Below are 15,036 nucleotides of genomic sequence, written 5' to 3' on the forward strand. Positions count from 1 at the left end.
AAAATTGGCATATAAACACCAGAAACTGGCTTGTGAAGGGCAAAAAAAACCGGACCCTCGGGTCCGGTTGTCGCTTCGGCAGGCTGAAAAGATCAGGCTGCGCGGCGGTGGCGCTTGGCCGTTTTGGCGGCTTTCTTGTGGCGGCTGACCGAAGCCTTCATAACTTTTGGTTCCCCATCCGGGCCGGCAACGAAGCGGCGGATGTTGAAGGCATCCATCAAACGGGCCGAGTTGGCCTTGGCGTTGAGCAACACCAGGGTGGCGTTCTTGCCGGCCGACTTGAAGCGCATGATCAGGCAGCGGCCGGCTTCTTCGGTGTAGCCTGTCTTCGACAGGCCGACGTCCCAACCCTTGGCGCCGACCAGTCGGTTGGTGTTGTGGTACTCCACCTGGCGCCCCTTGATATTGATCACGTCCTTGGTGTCGGTGGTGATGCGACGGATGTCAGGATAGGCCGAGGCAGCGGTTGCCATCTTGACCAGGTCGGTCGCGGTCGAGCGGTTATTCGGCGACAGGCCGGTCGGTTCTTCGATCACGGTCTGGGTCAGGCCCAGTGCCTTGATCTTGGCGTTGACCGCCAATTTGAACGCGGCGGGGCCGCCTGGATAGGTGCGAGCCAGCGATGCGGCGGCGCGGTTGTCTGACGACATCAGTGCAAGTTGCAGCGCATCGCGACGGGCCAGCTCGGCGCCAACCGGCACCCGCGAGGTGCTGTGCTTGAGCATGTCCACGTCGGTTTTATCGATGCTGATGGGGGCATCCATGTCCGGCTTGGAGTCGAGCACCACCATCGCAGTCATCAGCTTGGTCAGCGAGGCGATCGGTACTTGAACGTTGGAATTTTTTTCGAGCAGCACTTTGCCGGTGCCGTCTTCGACGACCAGCACCGACTGCGAGCCGAGTGGTACCGCGAGCGCAGCCGCGGTAAACGAACTCAGCAATACAGCGACAATTTTCTTGAGCATGTTAGGTATTCTAGGGAGTGAGGAGTGTATCGGGCGTCACTAGTTGACGCGGCGCAAAACTAGTCTAGCTATGCGGCAATATTTCCTGAGGATAGAAGATAACATTAAAGTGGTTTCTCGTCTATTGAATGTAACTCCACGATTCCTTTTATTTTGTGTCGCCAACTCTGCTTAAGGCGTATCTAAGCAAAAAAGCCCTGAGACGGGATGGCTCAGGGCTTTCTTGGTCGCTGACGGCCGCGGCGGCGGCCGGGCGGAAGGGTTTAGTTGCTGCTGATCTTGGCGATCGAGACTTCGGTGGATTTCACGAGGGCAATGACTTCGCTGCCGACTTTCAAATCCAGGTCATGAATCGAGCGCGAGGTGATCACCGAGGTGACGATGCCGTGCTGGGTTTCCACATCGACTTCCGACACGACCGGCCCAAAGATGATTTCCTTGATCTTGCCGCGGAACTGGTTACGTACGTTAATTTCAGAAATGGCCATCGTGCTTCCTTTGTCTGGTTGGTTACTACGCTTCCAGATTACGGGCAGTCAGGCCGTTTGCAAACGAATCTGTCCGTATATCCTTATTTGGTCTGGTAGATCTTGTCGAATTCGCCGCCGTCGTCAAAATGCTTCTTCTGCGCCGATTTCCAGCCGCCGAAGACGTCATCCACCGTGAACAGCGTGATTTGACGGAAGTTTGCGTTGTACTTCTTGAACGCCGCTTCGGAACGCGGGCGGAAATAGTGCTTGGCGATGATGTCCTGCGCCTGCTCGGTGTACAGGAAGTTCAGGTAACCGGTGGCCTGCTTGCGGATGCCGCGACGGTCAACCACCTTGTCGACCACCGCCACCGGCGATTCGGCCAGCACGGATATCGCCGGATACACCACCTCGAAGTTGTTGCCGAACTCGGCGCGCACCAGGTTCACTTCGTTCTCGAAGGTCACCAGCACGTCGCCGATTTCACGCTGGGTGAAGGTGGTGGTGGCGCCGCGGCCGCCGCCGTCCAGCACCGGCACGTTCTTGAAGATTTTAGCCACCAGGTCGCGCGCCTGCGCTTCGGAGCCGCCTTTTTTCAGCACCGAGCCCCAGGCCGCCAGGTAGGTGTAGCGGCCGTTGCCCGAGGTTTTAGGATTCGGCACGATGACTTTGACGCCGGGCTTGGCCAGGTCGCCCCAGTCCTTGATCTGCTGCGGGTTGCCCTTGCGGACCAAAAACACCATGGTCGAATAGAAAGGCGCCGCGTTATGCGGGAACTTCTTGGCCCAATCCTGCACCACCAGGCCCTTGTCGGCCAGCATGTCGATGTCGTTCGCCTGGTTCATGGTGACGACCGCCGCTTCCATGCCATCGGCCACCGAACGGGCCTGTTTGGACGAGCCGCCGTGCGATTGGTTGACGTTGATGGTTTCGCCTGTGTTCTTCTTCCAGTCGGCCACGAAGACGGGATTGATGTCCTTGAACAGCTCGCGCGCGACGTCGTAGGACGCATTCAGCAGCACGGTTTCAGCCGCATTCGCCTGCAATGGCAGGCCCAGCATGACGGCGGAGGCGGCCAGGAAGGAGGAGATCAGCGCGCGGCGAGCAGGATTTTTGGTGGTCATAATGAGCTTTCGTAATAACAGGCGCCCATGGTGTAAAATTTCGCCCGGAAAAGATACGAATTTTTCGTAATATGCTTAGAAGGATGTTAGTCACGAGGTTTTCAGTAAAAACCGCATAACGATTTTTGAAAACATTCGTGGGCAAAAACAGGGCCAACAACTAGGCTGTGAGAGTCAATCGGGCGTGCCCGCAACGGCTTTTGCTGCTTGGTGTATAGTGGGTTTCAGGCACTGAAGAAGGCGCGCGGTGACACGGCGTAGCGCTTCATTTTTGCTATCGGGAATATTTGTGAGCGTACATGAGTCTTGAAATTCGGAGTCTTGAAATTCGTATTGCTGCTTCGACAGATGCGGATGCGGCATGCACGGTGTTGCGCCGCTCGATCACGGAATGCTGCGATTTGGATCATAAAAACGATCCCGCCATCCTGGACGCCTGGCTAGGCAACAAAACTCCGCAGATGGTGGCGAACTGGTTCAGTTCGCCGACGAATTTTTCGCTGGTAGCGTTGAGCGAAGGCGTCGTCGTCGGCGTCGCGCTGCTGACCGGCGCCGGCAAGCTGGCCTTGTGCTATCTGCTGCCGGAGGCGCGCCGCCAGGGTGTCGGCAAGGCGCTGCTGGCGCGCATGGAGGAGCAGGCGTGCAGCTGGGGCGTGAAGGCGCTGCAATTGCACAGCACGGCCACCGGCCAGGATTTCTTTGCCAACCGTGGTTATGTGGATGCCGGCAAGGTGCGTTCGCCGTATGGTGTCGAAACGGTGTTCTTCTGGAAGCAGCTGGACGCCGGCGCCGAGGCGTCGGACGGTAGCAAGCGCAAGCGCTTCTGCAACTGCAATCCCCTGTAAGTCAACTCAGCAGCAAATCTCCAACTCCCACTCCTGGCGCCGCACCGGCGCCGCTCCCACCTCCAGACCGTTGACAAACAGCTTCAGCTCGCCCGGCGCGAAGCGGGTCCACGCTTCGTTCGAGGTCAGCGGCTGGGTCGCGATCACGGCGATGCGGTCGTCCAGATGGTTGTGCTTGCTGAAGTCGATGCTGAGGTCGCAATCGATCAGCTGCGCCACCGAGAACGGGTATTCGCGCACCACCACATGCAGGTCGGTGCTGCAATGGGCGAACAGCAGCTCGCCGTTGGACAGGATGAAATTGAAAGTGCCGTAGTCGGCGATTTCGCCAGCCAGCGTTTCCAGCGCGTTGAACAGCACATGGCGCGGCGGCCGCGTTTCAAAGCGCAGCGCCAGGCCGGACAGCAGGTGGCAGAAGGCACGCTCGCTGTCGGTGTCGCCGTGCGGCGAGTACAGGCTGGGATTCGGGTCGAACAGTTTCAGGTCGCCGTTGTGCGCGAACGACCAGGTCTGGCCCCACAGCTGGCGCGTGAACGGATGGCTGTTCTCCAGCGAGATGCGGCCCTGCGTGGCTTTGCGGATATGGGCGACGACGTTCCTGGCCTTGATCGGATTATTGCGGATCTGCGCCGCCAGCGGCGAGTGGGTCGAGGCCAGCGCATCGGTGTAGAGCTGGCAGCCGCTGGCCGTATGCAAGGCGATGCCCCAGCCGTCGCGGTGCTCGCTGCCGCGCAGGGCGAAGCCGGCGAAGGAAAAGTCGACGGTGGCGGGTTTGCTGCTGCTCATGGCGAGTAATTGGCACATGGTGTTCTGGCGAGAGTGATGATGACCCACGATAGCGGCCGCGCACGCCGGGCGGAACGAATGTTTTGGCATATCCATAGCTGAAAGCATTCGTTCTGCTTTGCCGCGCGCGGGCCTACGCTGTCGGTATTGTCCGCATCAGTCGAGGAGTTCCATGTCATTTCCCATCCTGCAAAAATACCTGGCGCGTTTATCCGACGCGACCGGCGCCGCTTCCAGCATCTGGCTCGATCACGAGGGCAAGGCGCAGGGACGGTTTTTCAATTGCACCATGAGCAGCGCCTTCCAGCCGATCCGGCAGCTGGAGTCGGGCCAGGTGCAGGCATATGAAGGCCTGGCGCGCAGCGTGTCAGCGCAGGACCAGGGCCTGTCGCTGTGGAAGCTGCTCGACCACGCGGCCAGCGACGATGAGTCGATCGAGCTCGATCGTTTGTGCCGCATGCTGCACGCGATTAATTTCTTCCGCCAGGCGGGCGAGGGCGGGCAGGACTTGTACCTGAACGTGCATGATCGTTTGCTGAGCGCGGTCAGCAGCAATCACGGCCACGCTTTCCGCCGCATCCTCGACGCGCTGGAACTGCCGCTGGACCGGGTGGTGCTGCAATTGCCGGCGGCCTCGCCGCAGCAAGGTTGGTTGTTGAACTATGTGTCCGACAACTACCGCCGCAACGGTTTCCGCTTCGCCGTCAACGTGCCGAGCGCGCGCGAGGCCTTGCACGTATTGGATCGCTTGCGGCCCGATGTGTTCAAGCTCGATGCGCGCGAGCTGCATGACAGCGAGACGCTGCTGGCCTTGCTGAAGCGCAGCGCGGCGGCCGGCGTGGCGGTGGTGTTCAAGCGCCTGGAGTCGACGCAGGCCTTGGCGGTGCTGCGCCAATTAGGCGAGGCAGCGAATATTCCATTGCTGGCGCAAGGCTATCTGCTGGATGAGCCGCGTTCCGATTTGCTTGTGACCGAGCGGGAGGCCGCCGCCGCATGAGCTTGTATTCATGAGCCAGTTAAGCTGCATGATGTGGTATTCATGAGCCATTTTAAATTTATATGTCGCGATGTCGATGATAGACAGAATGAATTTGTTTTTTCTCCGGTGGCTGCTTAAATGGAATTTCCTAACCGGGGAAAGAACATCATGAAAACACTATGCTTAGCTATTGTATTGGGCGGGCTGGCCCTGTCGTCGGCATTGCAAGCACAACCGTCCGAGGATACCGTCAGCGTGCCGGTCTCAGCACGTCAACTCCGCATCGAATTGCCCGATGCTTACTCCAAGATGTGGCCGGAGGATTATCGCGACCTGGTGGCCAAATATTCGCTGTCGAATGGGCAAACGCTTTCTATCGTCGCCCGCGGCACGAATATGTACGCGTTTGTGGATCAAGGTCCGGCGCACAAGATCGTCGCCACCGGCCGCAATAATTATGTGGCATTGGACCGGCAGCTGAAAATGGAAATCGATCTGCAGGGCAGCAACGGCGCGAGCGGTTCGGTGACGATGGTGGTGCCGTCGCAGAGCTTGTCTGACGGCCGAGTCGTACCCGAACAAGTAGTGCTGTTGGCGTTCCGCTAGCATCGGAGTTAGCATCCGGCAGCGCCCGGTTTTTTGAAGGAATCGGGCCTGTTTCCTTTTTCATTTCCCCCTGCATACGCTATAGTGTCCCCATTGGTTTTCACGGGTAGGCTATGGCAACGCGCAGAAATTTTTTACAGCAGGGTTTGGGCTTGGCGGGAGCGAGTTTTTTATCGGTGCCGCTGATAGGATGCGCCTCCCGCAGCACCGTTCAACACAGCACGGCCGCGGCGCCGAAACCGGCACCGCATCCGGCCGCGTCCGCTAGCGCAGGCAGCGCCGTGGCCCAGGCCAAGCCGGCCGCCAGCATGCCGCGCGCCACGGCGCCCTCCGGCTTCGGCGAGCTGGAGCCACCACCGGACATCTTCGACGCGCAAGCGCTGGACCTGGAGTTCTGGCTCAAGCCGCGCACCATCGACGTGGTGCGCCCGGCGTCGGGCGAGCGCGCCAAGCTGCTGTACTGGAAGGACGGCGAGATCATCGAATCGGCCTACCAGGACTTGTGCCACCTGCTGCGCGACGTCAACGGCAAGGAGACCGCGCTCATCGATCCCAAGCTGTTTGAAACGCTGTGGGGCACGCAAGCTTTCGTGGCGCGCTACGGCATCGACACGCCGCTGGAAATCCTGTCCGGCTACCGTACCCCGGCCTCCAACCAGAAGCTGCGCGAAGCGGGCGTGCCGGCCGCGCGCCAGTCGCTGCACATCGAAGGGCGCGCCGCCGACATCCGCCTGGCCAACCTGAACTCCGAAGTGTTGGGCGGCCTCGTCAAGAGCTTCCGCCAGGGCGGCGTCGGCTTCTACTACCGTGCCGGTCCGCGCGGCGGCTGGATCCATGCGGATACCGGCCTCAAGCGCACTTGGAAGGGCTGAGTTTCATTCGTAAAAATACGAGTGATAAACCGTCGGCTTCAGTTCGGCCTTGCGGTCGCGGTCTATGCTTTGCGGATCGACCGGACGCTCCCAAAATATGCGCCATCCCAGCTGCTGGTCGCGCCGCACTTCCGGGTGCTGGCGCAGGTAGTCGTTTAAGAACCGGGTGAACTCGGACTCGTATTCAAGGCGTCCGGGACCGTAGGGATATTTGTATTTCATGGGGTATTTCCTCCCATCGATTAAACTGGCGCTTAGTAAGCAACTTCGCAAGTAAAACAGGACGACTATGCAAGACGATGACAAGCCAGCGCCACCGCGCTTCCGTCCGGTGCCGTGGAGCGGGCTGGAAACCCCGGCCGATGTGGAACTGTGGATAGCCGAGCACGATCTCAGCCTGCAGGAACATATCGCCAAGAATGAAACCGGCTATGGCGTCTGCTTCACGCTGGCCGAGGGCGGCGAGATCTATATGCAGACCACGCAGGACGGCGCCCTGATCCTCGATGTTACGCCCGATGCGGAATGGGTGGCGCCCTTGATCATGGCCGCCGCGCGCGTGGACGAAGCGCCGCCGGGCCGGCTGTGGGTACTGCCGGACGATAAACTGATACAGTTGATGATAGGACTGAGCGGCCTGATCGCCAGTTCCATCCTGGTCGTGGGCCATGATTTCGGCCTGCGTCGCCGCATGGGCGCGTGGTAGCGCCCGCCACTTTTACAAGGAACTCCATGCATAAACGTGATTTCACTTTCAGGCTGGTGCAAGGCGCGTTGTTGGCGTTGACCCTGGCGGCGGCGGCTGCCATGCCGGCCTCGGCGGCCGACCTGCTGGCCACGGTCAAGGCGCGCGGCGCGCTCAAGGTGGCGTTGGAGGGCACGTATCCGCCGTTCAACTACAAAGACCAGAAGAGCGGCGAATTGGCCGGCTACGACGTCGACGTGGCGCGCCTGCTGGCCGCCAAGCTGGGCGTGAAAGTGGAATTCGTCAGCAGCGAGTGGGCCAGCATCCTGGCCGGGCTGTCGGCCAATAAATACGATGTGATCATTTCGCAGGTCGGCATCAATCCCAAGCGCGAGCAGGCGTTCGACTTTTCGGCCCCGTATACCTACTCGATGCCGCAGCTGATCGTGCGCAAGAACGAGCCGGCAAGCTACAAGACGCTGGCCGATTTGAAAGGCAAGAAGCTGGGCGTGGGGCAGGGCAGCGTCTACGAGCAGCAGGCCAAGGCGGTGCCGGGCATCGAGGTGCGCAGCTACGCGGCGGCGCCGGACACCATGTCCGACCTGGCCAGCGGCCGTATCGACGCGGCGCTCAACGACAGCCTGATGTCGGCCTACCTGTTGAAAATTTCCAAGCTGCCGATCAAGGCCGGCGCGCAGGTGGGCGCGGTCGAACGCATGGGCATACCCTTCCAGAAGGGTAACCCGGAGTTCAAGCAAGCATTGAACAAGGCGCTGGCCGACGCGGCCGCCGATGGCAGCCTGAAAGCCATCTCGCTGAAGTGGTTCGGCACCGACGTCAGCAAGGCGCCCTGAGCATGGACTGGCAGGGGCTGCTGGAGTTGCTGCGGGAGGCCGCGCCGGTCATGTTGCGCGGCGCCGGCTATACGGTGATCTTCGCCATGGCGTCGATGCTGGGCGGGCTGCTGATCGGCTTCCCGGTGGCGGTGGCGCGCATCCTGCCGTACCGCGTGCTGCGCTGGCCGGCCAGCGTGTACGTCAGCCTGATGCGCGGCACCCCGCTGCTGGTGCAGATGTTCGTCATCTACTACGGCCTGCCCAGCATCGGCATCGAATTCACGCCGGTGACGGCCGGCATTCTCGCGCTGAGCCTGAACGCCGGCGCCTTCCTGTCCGAAAGCCTGCGCGGCGCCATCGGCGCGGTCAGCAAGGGGCAGTGGGCGGCCAGCTACAGCCTGGGACTGGGCTACTGGCCGACGCTGTACCACGTGGTGCTGCCGCAGGCGCTGCGCATCGCGGTGCCGGCCATGAGCAATACGCTGATCAGCCTGATCAAGGATACCTCGCTGGTCTCGGTCATCACCATGACCGAACTGATGTTGTCGACCAAGGAGGTGATCGCCACCACCTTCCGGCCGCTGCCGCTGTACCTGGCCGCCGCCGTCATCTATTGGGCCCTGAGCCTGCTGTTCGAAGCGCTGCAACGGCGCGCAGAACAACGCTTGAACCGCGCGCATCGCTGAGGCGTCGCCGTTCGCTCGACAGTGCGCGGCTTAGATGCTAGTCTGAACACCTACGCAAAGGGGTGGTATGAAGCCTACGCACAATACCGAATTGCATGCCGGCAGGCAGCCGATCTCCGCGGCCCGCATCGACGGGCTCACCAGCATGGCTATCATGGACGAAGGCGCGGTGATGGAACCGTTCGCCGAATTGCCCACGGCCGACGAGCTCAGCGCCGAGCAAGCCTATTTCAACGATGTCTACCTGTTGGCGCCGGTCGGCTATTTCGTGCTCGGCTTCGACACCACCATTTTGCAGATGAATGTGGTGGCGGCCGACCTGCTGGGCCTGCCGCGCAACAACCCGGCCAAGGTGCCGCTGCGGCAGTTTATCGCGCCCCGTTTCCATGACGATTTCGACCGCTTCGTGCGGCTGGCGCTGAACAGCCAGCATCCCGAGCAATGCTCGCTGCAGATGACGCGGGCCCGCAACCAGCAGGGCTTCCCGGTCACGCTGCGCGCCAGCGCCGACAGCAGCGGCCAGGCGATCCGCGTGGTGCTGGAGCTGGCCGAGGGCAAGCTGGCGGCGCTGGAACGCAGCGAGGAGCGCTTCCGCCGCATCGTCCACAGCGCCGAGGAGGGCATCTGGGAAATCGACGCCGCCGCCCGCACCAGCTTTGTCAATCCGAAGATGGCGCACATGCTGGGCTACGGCATCGAGGAGATGCTGGACCAGCCGCTGGTGGCTTTCATGGACGACGAAGGCCGCGCCCTGCTGGAGCGCAATATCGCGCGGCGCCAGCAGGGCCTGGCCGAGCGCCACGAATTCAAGTTCCTGCGCAAGGACGGCAGCGAGCTGTGGGCCACGCTGGCCACCAACCCCATCTTCGACGCCGAGGGCACCTACCTGGGCGCGCTGGCGCTGGTGACCGACATCACCGACAGCCGCGCGACCACCGAGCGCATCTGGCACCAGGCCAATTTCGACGACCTGACGGAGCTGCCCAACCGCCATATGTTCCAGGACCGGCTGGGCCAGGAGGTCAAGAAGGCGCAGCGCGAAGGCCTGCAGCTGGCGCTGCTGTTCATCGACCTGGACGGCTTCAAGCAAGTCAACGACAGCCTCGGCCACGCGCATGGCGACACCTTGCTGGTGGAGGCGGCGCGCCGCATCGGCGCCTGCGTGCGCAGCTCGGACACGGTGGCGCGGCTGGGCGGCGACGAGTTCACCGTGATCCTGTCCGGCATCGAGCAGGCCTCCGGCATCGAGCGCATCACGCAGACCATGCTGGCGCTGCTGAACCGGCCGTTCGCGCTGGGCACGGCCAACCCGTCGATCTCGGCCAGCATCGGCATCGCGCTGTATCCGTCGGACGCGGTGGCGCCGGAGGACTTGCTGCGCCACGCCGACCAGGCCATGTACGCGGCCAAGGAAGCCGGCCGCAACCGCTACAGCTACTTCACGGCCGACCTGCAACTGGCGGCGCAGGCGCGCCAGCAGATCACGCTGGACCTGCGCTCGGCGCTGGCGCAGCGGCAGTTCGAGCTGCACTTCCAGCCCATCGTCAACCTGCAGACCGGCACCATCGAACGGGCCGAGGCGCTGCTGCGCTGGCGCCATCCGCAGCGCGGCCTGCTGGCGCCGGCCGAGTTCCTGCCGCACGCCGAGTCGGGCGGGCTGATGATGGAGATCGGCGACTGGGTGTTCCGCCAGGCGGCCCTGCAGGCGCGCCGCTGGCAGGACGAGCTGGGGCCGGGCTTCCAGGTCAGCATCAACCAGTCGGCGGCGCAGTTCCGCGGCGACACCGCCCTGTACGTCGGCTGGCTGAACTACGCGGCCGAGCTGCAACTGGCGCCGCGCAGCATCGTCATCGAGATCACCGAGGGCGTGCTGATGGACGGCATGGCCAAGGTCGCCGACCGCCTGCGCGAGTTGCGCGAGATGGGCTTGCAGGTGGCGCTGGACAACTTCGGCACCGGCTATTCCTCGCTGTCGCACCTGAAGCACTTCGGCATCGACCTGCTCAAGCTGGACCACAGCTTCATCCAGCACCTGGCGGTCGACAGCGGCGACCTGGCGATGTGCGAGGCGCTGATCGTCATGGCGCACAAGCTGGGACTGCGGGTGGTGGCGGAGGGCGTGGAGACGGCGGCCCAGAGCGCCTTGCTGGCGCTGGCCGGCTGCGACTATGCGCAGGGCTTTGTGTATGCGGGAGCGTTGCCGGCCGAGCAGTTGACCGAGCTGGCCAGGCGCGGGCTGCCGCGGCTGGCGATGGAATGAGCCGGGGTGTGCCCGCCTAGCGCAGGCTCAGCAGCGAAATCACGCGTTCGCGGCTGATGCCCGCCAGCGCCGAAGTGATCGACAGCAGCGACTGGTAGCCGGGCTGCTTGGCGGTCGAGACGAAATTCTGCGCCACCTGGTCCATGCCGTCGGTGGTGTCGCTGGGCGTGGCGCTCTGCACCCGCGCGCTGACCTGGTTGAGCGCGGTGTGCACCGAGGCGATCGCCTGTTCCACCTGCGCCAGCGCCTGCACCACTTGCTGCAGCGTCGAGCGGATCGAGTCCATGTCCGAGGTTTGCCAGCTGTCGGGATCGACGGCCGGCGCTTCGGCCTCGGCCTTCACGCGGTTCAGCTGGCCGGTCGGGAAGCGGATGCCGCCGCCCTGCACGGCGATGGTGTCGCGGATATTGGCCCACGACGATTCGGCGGTGGTGAATTCCAGCTGGCCTTCCTCGTTGAGGTCGGCGCGCACGCCGCTCGGCGCCAGCGCGTCGTCGAAGCGCTGGGCGATTTCCTCGTCGCTCAGGCCGGGTTCGAGCACCACCGAGCGCAGGTTCTGGCCGCCGCCCAGCGAGATCGCCAGCACTTCGCGGCCGCCGGTGCGCAGGTTGCCGATGGTCATGCCGCGCACCGTGAAGCGGGTGGTGCTGGTCTTGTTGCTGAATTTGAGGCGGGCGTCCAGCGTGCCGCCGGAGGCCGCGCTGCGGTTGCGCCAGCTGTTGCTGAACTGGCGCACGCGCGCGTCCAGGGTGCCGTCGGCGCGCTGGCGGTTGGCCAGGCGGGCGCTGAGGTCGGCCTTCAGGTTGCGCAGCTGGGCCGCGCTCTGTTCCAGGAAGTCGAGCGCCTGCTGGGCGCCGGAGATGTCGCCTTGCAGCGGCTGGTCCCAATTGTTCAGGCCGCGGCGCAGCGGCGCCGCCGAAGTCGGCGTCGGCGTGACCGGGGTGGCCGTGGCTGCGTTCTCGCCATGCAGCCCCAGTGAGGTGCCGTCCACCGCGCTGGCATTGCTGGCGTTGCCAGGAACAATGACGGTGGGGTTGGAATTGGGCGAGATTTGCATACGATGCTCAGTCTGGAGTTACAGGATGTTGAACAGCGACAGGTTGCTGATCTTGGAATAGGCCTTGTACGACGATTGCAAGGCCAGATTATAGCCGTTCAACTGGGTCGCGGCGTCGCCGTAGTCCAACTGTCCCAGGTCCAGCATCGCCGACTTGTTCGACAGGCTGACGTTGGCGTGGTTGCCGTCCAGCGTGTCGAGGATGTTCTGGGCGCCGCCCAGGTCGGCGATCTTGCCGGCCACCAGGTCCAGCGCGCTGCTGGCGCCGTCCATATTGGCGCCCAGCGCGGCGGTCAGCGAGGGCGAGCCCACCACCAGCGTCGGCGAGGCCAGTTCGGAAATCGTCGTGTCCATCTGGTTGAGCAAGTCGTCCACGCCCTTGACGTCGACATTGGCGGTCTGCGTGATGCCGTTGCCGACCACGGTTTTCTGCTGGTTCTGGTTGCCGGTGAAGCTGTAGCGCGAGCCCATCGGGGCGGTCGCATCGAAGGTGATGGCCGGGGTGTCGGTCTTGGTGCCGGAGAAGATGTAGCGGCCTTCCTGGTCTTTTTCGTTGGCGCTGTAGAAGATACTGTCGCGCAGCGCGCTCATCGGGTTGACCATGGCCTTCAGGTCGGTGGGGGTGTTGCTGCCATCCGAGGCCCAGACCAGCAGGTCGTGGCTCTGGGTGATGTCGTTGACCATACTCTGCAGGTAGGTTTCGTTGGTCGTCAGGCGGATCTTGATGGCCGCGATGTTGTCGCGGTACTGGCCAACGATGGCTTCCTCGCGCGTCAGGCGCGACAGCCGCACATTGGTGACCGGATCGTCGGACGGCAGCTGGATCTTGTTGCCGGACGCCATTTGGGCGGTGATCTGGGCCAGATGGCTCTGGTTGTCTTGCAGGCCGCGGTTCATGGTGGCCTGGAACTGGCTGGTGGCGATGCGCATGCAGGCTCTCCTTAACCGAACATCTTGATGGTGGCGTCAAACAGCGTGTTGGCGACCGCAATCACCTTCATGTTGGCCTGGTACATATTCTGGAACTCGACCAGGTTGATCGCTTCCTCGTCGGTGTTGACCGCGCTGGTCGATTTCCAGTCGTCCTCGGACTGCTGGCGCACCGTGGTGGCGGTGGTCATCTGCGCCTGGTTCTGCGCGCTGTCGATGCCCAGCTTGCCCACCAGCTGGGTGTCGGCGTCGCCCAGCAGCACGTTGCCCAGCGTGGTCAGGGTGATCGGCTGGCCCTTGATGGCCACCAGTTGTTGCAGGTTGCCGCTGTCGCCCGGCGTGCCGTCGCTGGAGAAGGCCAGGTCGCCGGATGTGAAACCGGCGGTCACTTGCAACAGGCCGGTGGCGCTGGTCGGATTGAACACCAGCAGCGGGGTGCCGGGAACGCCGGGGCTGGTCAAGCCGGCCGCCAGCTGATTGTTGACCTTGGTCGACATCTGCTCGGCGATCTCGGAGATCGATTTTTGCAGCGGCTTCAGGGTGTTTTCCTGGTAGTCCGCCAAGCCGCCCAGCTGGCCGCCGACCTTGGTGTCGTCCAGCTTGAAGGTGGTGTTGGCGAAGGTCAGGTTCAGCTGCTGCACGCCGCTGGTGGTGTCGAAGCCCAACTTGGCCGACAGGTTGCTGACCACCAGTGGCTGGCCGCTCTTGAGCGACACGCTGGCGGTGCCGTCCGGATTGTTGATCACTTCCACCGCCACTTGCGAGGCGACGCTGTCGATCAGCTGTTCGCGCTGGTCGATCAGCGGCGAGGTGTTGGCGCCGTTGGCGCCGGTGGAGATGATTTGCTGGTTCAGCGCGGCGATGCTGACGAGCGACTGGTTCAGGCCCGGCAGGATGGCGGAGCGCTGTTGCTGCACCGAGATCAGCTGGTTGGCGGTGACGTTGTAAATGCTGTTGAACTGCTGCGACATGGAGTCGGCGGCGGTGATCACCTGCTGGCGCAGCGGGGTCGAGGTCGGATCGACGCCGGCCGCATTGAGCGCCTTGAAGAAATTGTCGATGCCGTAGCTGAGGCTGGATTTGTCATCACTCATGACTTTTTCCATTTGCGTCAGGTAAGGCTGGACCTGGGTATGCTGGCCCAGGTCGGACGCCGCGCGCCACATCTGCTGGGATTTATACGAGTCGCTGAAACGCAGCAGCGAGCCCACTTGCACGCCGTTGCCGGGGCTGTTGGCCGAGCCGTCGCTCGCCAGCGCCTGCAGCAGCACGCCCTGGCGGGTGTAGCCCTTGGTTTGCGAATTGGCGATGTTCTGGCTGACCGTGTTCAGGGCAGCCTGGGCGGCCAGGGCGCCGGACAGTGCGTTGTAAGAGATGCTCATATTGCAAGGGTCTTTCCTGGTGAAGGCCGGAGGACCAGTTGCTTGCAGTGTTTACACGAGGTCCACTGGTCCGTTAACTGTAAAGGGCGACCGTTTACTGCGCCGGATTAAGCACTGCGGGAATATTTTGCGGTTCGGCAACACTGGACGCCGCCGCTGCCTGGCGCGACAGGCTGGCCTGCATCGCCACCGGGGCGCTGGCCGGCGGCAGCAGCTGGCGCAGGATGGCGTCGGCCACGCCGAAGGCGCGCTGGCCGGCCAGCTGGTCGGCCACCAGGTTGTCGGCCATGTCCAGCATGTCCTCGTTGATCTTGTCCTTGAACACGCTGTCCTCGGAGGCCAGCTCGCGGGTGCCGGCGCGCATGTGGTGCAGCATGTGGCCGATGAAGAAACTCTCGAACTTGACCGCCGCCTCGGTGGCCTTGGCGCGGTACTTGGGGTCGACGCCGTCGTCGACGGCCGGGGCGGCCGCCACCGGCGTCTCGCTGAGCTGGTCGGCCACGCCAATGCGCATGGTGCTGCCGTCGAATTTGCTGGGGTCGAAGTTCATGGG

General features: G+C 63.0%; 17 protein-coding genes. 8 read left to right on the forward strand and 9 right to left on the reverse strand.

Annotation, left to right across the window (positions count from 1 at the left end):
* Positions 1-92: 92 nt before the first annotated feature.
* From D0T21_RS03995 to D0T21_RS04005, 3 genes are all read right to left on the reverse strand, one after another.
* Complete coding sequence (locus tag D0T21_RS03995) at positions 93-965, reverse strand: serine hydrolase (protein ID WP_116988523.1); 873 nt, start codon at positions 963-965, stop codon at positions 93-95.
* A gap of 263 nt (positions 966-1,228) precedes the next feature.
* Positions 1,229-1,453, reverse strand: coding sequence for a molybdopterin-binding protein (locus tag D0T21_RS04000; protein WP_008449515.1), 225 nt, complete (start codon positions 1,451-1,453; stop codon positions 1,229-1,231).
* 83 nt (positions 1,454-1,536) lie between these two features.
* Positions 1,537-2,559: a sulfate ABC transporter substrate-binding protein gene (locus D0T21_RS04005; RefSeq protein ID WP_116988524.1), complete on the reverse strand. Its 1,023-nt coding sequence runs from the start codon at positions 2,557-2,559 to the stop codon at positions 1,537-1,539.
* A 371-nt stretch (positions 2,560-2,930) separates the two neighbouring features.
* On the opposite strand from D0T21_RS04005, the gene D0T21_RS04010 reads away from it, so the two are divergent.
* On the forward strand, positions 2,931-3,404 hold the full coding sequence (locus D0T21_RS04010) for a GNAT family N-acetyltransferase (RefSeq protein WP_116988525.1): 474 nt from the start codon (positions 2,931-2,933) through the stop codon (positions 3,402-3,404).
* 6 nt (positions 3,405-3,410) lie between these two features.
* On the opposite strand, the gene D0T21_RS04015 is transcribed toward D0T21_RS04010, so the two are convergent.
* A complete protein-coding gene (locus D0T21_RS04015; protein WP_116988526.1) occupies positions 3,411-4,208 on the reverse strand; it encodes a class II glutamine amidotransferase in 798 nt (265 codons plus the stop codon).
* A 154-nt stretch (positions 4,209-4,362) separates the two neighbouring features.
* On the opposite strand from D0T21_RS04015, the gene D0T21_RS04020 reads away from it, so the two are divergent.
* From D0T21_RS04020 to D0T21_RS04030, 3 genes are all read left to right on the forward strand, one after another.
* Positions 4,363-5,187 carry an EAL domain-containing protein gene (locus D0T21_RS04020; protein ID WP_116988527.1) on the forward strand — a complete coding sequence of 275 codons (825 nt, stop codon included), beginning with the start codon at positions 4,363-4,365 and terminating at the stop codon, positions 5,185-5,187.
* Positions 5,188-5,307: 120 nt separating this feature from the next.
* Positions 5,308-5,775 (forward strand): hypothetical protein, encoded by a 468-nt coding sequence (locus D0T21_RS04025; RefSeq protein ID WP_147328022.1) that lies wholly within the window; start codon positions 5,308-5,310, stop codon positions 5,773-5,775.
* Between the two features lie 308 nt (positions 5,776-6,083).
* Positions 6,084-6,647: a DUF882 domain-containing protein gene (locus D0T21_RS04030; RefSeq protein WP_116989352.1), complete on the forward strand. Its 564-nt coding sequence runs from the start codon at positions 6,084-6,086 to the stop codon at positions 6,645-6,647.
* A 3-nt stretch (positions 6,648-6,650) separates the two neighbouring features.
* Here the strand turns inward: D0T21_RS04030 and D0T21_RS04035 are convergent, their stop codons facing one another.
* Positions 6,651-6,869 (reverse strand): DUF3460 family protein, encoded by a 219-nt coding sequence (locus D0T21_RS04035; RefSeq protein WP_116988529.1) that lies wholly within the window; start codon positions 6,867-6,869, stop codon positions 6,651-6,653.
* A gap of 67 nt (positions 6,870-6,936) precedes the next feature.
* On the opposite strand from D0T21_RS04035, the gene D0T21_RS04040 reads away from it, so the two are divergent.
* The 4 genes from D0T21_RS04040 (at position 6,937) to D0T21_RS04055 (ending at position 11,114) form a co-directional block, all read left to right on the forward strand.
* Positions 6,937-7,353, forward strand: a complete 417-nt coding sequence (locus D0T21_RS04040; protein WP_116994278.1) for a hypothetical protein — start codon at positions 6,937-6,939, stop codon at positions 7,351-7,353.
* A 26-nt stretch (positions 7,354-7,379) separates the two neighbouring features.
* Entirely contained in the window at positions 7,380-8,186 is an 807-nt protein-coding gene (locus tag D0T21_RS04045) for a transporter substrate-binding domain-containing protein (RefSeq protein WP_116988531.1), read from the forward strand.
* A gap of 2 nt (positions 8,187-8,188) precedes the next feature.
* Positions 8,189-8,854, forward strand: coding sequence for an amino acid ABC transporter permease (locus D0T21_RS04050; RefSeq protein ID WP_116988532.1), 666 nt, complete (start codon positions 8,189-8,191; stop codon positions 8,852-8,854).
* A gap of 67 nt (positions 8,855-8,921) precedes the next feature.
* Complete coding sequence (locus D0T21_RS04055) at positions 8,922-11,114, forward strand: bifunctional diguanylate cyclase/phosphodiesterase (protein WP_116988533.1); 2,193 nt, start codon at positions 8,922-8,924, stop codon at positions 11,112-11,114.
* A gap of 16 nt (positions 11,115-11,130) precedes the next feature.
* Here D0T21_RS04055 and D0T21_RS04060 read toward each other — a convergent pair whose 3' ends face one another.
* From D0T21_RS04060 to D0T21_RS04075, 4 genes are all read right to left on the reverse strand, one after another.
* Positions 11,131-12,171 carry a hypothetical protein gene (locus D0T21_RS04060; RefSeq protein ID WP_116988534.1) on the reverse strand — a complete coding sequence of 347 codons (1,041 nt, stop codon included), beginning with the start codon at positions 12,169-12,171 and terminating at the stop codon, positions 11,131-11,133.
* Positions 12,172-12,189: 18 nt separating this feature from the next.
* Complete coding sequence (gene flgL, locus D0T21_RS04065; protein ID WP_116988535.1) at positions 12,190-13,101, reverse strand: flagellar hook-associated protein FlgL; 912 nt, start codon at positions 13,099-13,101, stop codon at positions 12,190-12,192.
* 11 nt (positions 13,102-13,112) lie between these two features.
* Positions 13,113-14,483 (reverse strand): flagellar hook-associated protein FlgK, encoded by a 1,371-nt coding sequence (gene flgK / locus D0T21_RS04070; protein WP_116988536.1) that lies wholly within the window; start codon positions 14,481-14,483, stop codon positions 13,113-13,115.
* Between the two features lie 94 nt (positions 14,484-14,577).
* Positions 14,578-15,033, reverse strand: a complete 456-nt coding sequence (locus D0T21_RS04075) for a rod-binding protein (protein WP_116988537.1) — start codon at positions 15,031-15,033, stop codon at positions 14,578-14,580.
* Positions 15,034-15,036 lie beyond the last annotated feature (3 nt).

Source organism: Duganella sp. BJB476, from assembly GCF_003416895.1.
In the GTDB taxonomy this organism is placed as follows: domain Bacteria; phylum Pseudomonadota; class Gammaproteobacteria; order Burkholderiales; family Burkholderiaceae_D; genus Rugamonas.

Excerpts from the sequence above, each read along its gene's own strand:
- D0T21_RS04035 (WP_116988529.1), bottom strand. The coding sequence starts at position 6,869 with ATGAAATACAAATATCCCTACGGTCCCGGACGCCTTGAATACGAGTCC.
- D0T21_RS04000 (WP_008449515.1), bottom strand. The coding sequence starts at position 1,453 with ATGGCCATTTCTGAAATTAACGTACGTAACCAGTTCCGCGGCAAGATC.
- D0T21_RS04020 (WP_116988527.1), top strand. The coding sequence starts at position 4,363 with ATGTCATTTCCCATCCTGCAAAAATACCTGGCGCGTTTATCCGACGCG.
- D0T21_RS04040 (WP_116994278.1), top strand. The coding sequence starts at position 6,937 with ATGCAAGACGATGACAAGCCAGCGCCACCGCGCTTCCGTCCGGTGCCG.
- D0T21_RS03995 (WP_116988523.1), bottom strand. The coding sequence starts at position 965 with ATGCTCAAGAAAATTGTCGCTGTATTGCTGAGTTCGTTTACCGCGGCT.
- D0T21_RS04015 (WP_116988526.1), bottom strand. The coding sequence starts at position 4,208 with ATGTGCCAATTACTCGCCATGAGCAGCAGCAAACCCGCCACCGTCGAC.
- D0T21_RS04045 (WP_116988531.1), top strand. The coding sequence starts at position 7,380 with ATGCATAAACGTGATTTCACTTTCAGGCTGGTGCAAGGCGCGTTGTTG.
- flgK (WP_116988536.1), bottom strand. The coding sequence starts at position 14,483 with ATGAGCATCTCTTACAACGCACTGTCCGGCGCCCTGGCCGCCCAGGCT.
- D0T21_RS04055 (WP_116988533.1), top strand. The coding sequence starts at position 8,922 with ATGAAGCCTACGCACAATACCGAATTGCATGCCGGCAGGCAGCCGATC.
- D0T21_RS04025 (WP_147328022.1), top strand. The coding sequence starts at position 5,308 with ATGGAATTTCCTAACCGGGGAAAGAACATCATGAAAACACTATGCTTA.
- D0T21_RS04060 (WP_116988534.1), bottom strand. The coding sequence starts at position 12,171 with ATGCAAATCTCGCCCAATTCCAACCCCACCGTCATTGTTCCTGGCAAC.
- flgL (WP_116988535.1), bottom strand. The coding sequence starts at position 13,101 with ATGCGCATCGCCACCAGCCAGTTCCAGGCCACCATGAACCGCGGCCTG.
- D0T21_RS04050 (WP_116988532.1), top strand. The coding sequence starts at position 8,189 with ATGGACTGGCAGGGGCTGCTGGAGTTGCTGCGGGAGGCCGCGCCGGTC.
- D0T21_RS04075 (WP_116988537.1), bottom strand. The coding sequence starts at position 15,033 with ATGAACTTCGACCCCAGCAAATTCGACGGCAGCACCATGCGCATTGGC.
- D0T21_RS04030 (WP_116989352.1), top strand. The coding sequence starts at position 6,084 with ATGCCGCGCGCCACGGCGCCCTCCGGCTTCGGCGAGCTGGAGCCACCA.
- D0T21_RS04005 (WP_116988524.1), bottom strand. The coding sequence starts at position 2,559 with ATGACCACCAAAAATCCTGCTCGCCGCGCGCTGATCTCCTCCTTCCTG.